The sequence below is a fragment of the Virgibacillus sp. AGTR genome, from assembly GCF_016919725.2.
In the GTDB taxonomy this organism is placed as follows: Bacteria; Bacillota; Bacilli; order Bacillales; family Amphibacillaceae; genus Virgibacillus; species Virgibacillus salarius.
Genome location: NZ_JAJERH010000171.1, coordinates 1 through 940, shown reverse-complemented (window position 1 = coordinate 940; position 940 = coordinate 1). Strand labels below are relative to the sequence as shown.

1 protein-coding gene is annotated in these 940 nt (G+C 35.6%); it reads right to left on the bottom strand.

Going from position 1 to position 940, the window contains the following annotated elements:
• A partial coding sequence (locus JUJ52_RS23045; RefSeq protein WP_228089249.1) for an AMP-binding protein occupies positions 1–940 on the bottom strand: 940 nt, incomplete at both ends.

Here is a 940-nt window from a genome sequence, read left to right as displayed (position 1 = left end):
GGTGGAACCAGATGTATAAATTACATACGCCAATTGATGACAGTCGATAGCAAGATCTAGATTTGTGGATAGACCTTGATAGAAATCTTCTACCGTAATATCGATAGCCTGTACAGCTAGAGAAAGTGAACGAGCTTGACCACTTGATGTGACAACTAAGGACACCTTTGCGTCGGATAGAATCGTTTGGATACGATCGGTTGGATGAGTTGGGTCGATTGGTAGATAGGCTCCTCCTGCCTTTAGTATTCCCATGATTCCAATGATCATATCGATGGACCGATCCATGATGAGACCTACAATGGCTTCATTCTGAACCCCTTGTTGTCGTAAAACTCTTGCCAGTTGGTTCGCCTTTTTATTTAATTCCTGATAAGTTAACTTCTGGCCAGCACATACAACCGCAATATGATGAGGATTCTTCTCAGCCTGCTCCTCAAATAATGTATGAAGTGATTTATCTTTCGGATAATCCGCGTTTGTTTGGTTAAACTCCTGCAGGAGTTTCTGACTGTCTAATTCGGTTAAAATATTGATATCTGCAACTTCTACTTCAACTGTCTCGATAATAGTTTGTAGAATTTTAGTGAATTGATTTTTAAATTTGATAACACTTGTTTTATCATACAGCTCTTTATTATAAGAAAACGTAATTTCTAATACATCTTTAGGTAAAACCATTACGTCAAAATCATAATTCGTTTGTTCATAGACGTTTGATTCACTAATTTTAAAGCCTACATCTTCTACTACATCATAGACTTGATCATCGGAATAGTAATTTTGGAAAATAATGATATGATGAACTAATTCTTGATTCACCTCAGATAAAGATTGAATATCTGCCAGTGGATAATAATCATATCTTGCCGATTCTAATGAATCTTTCTGCATTTGTTTAACAACATCAATAAATGTATGATTAACTTCTTGTTTTACC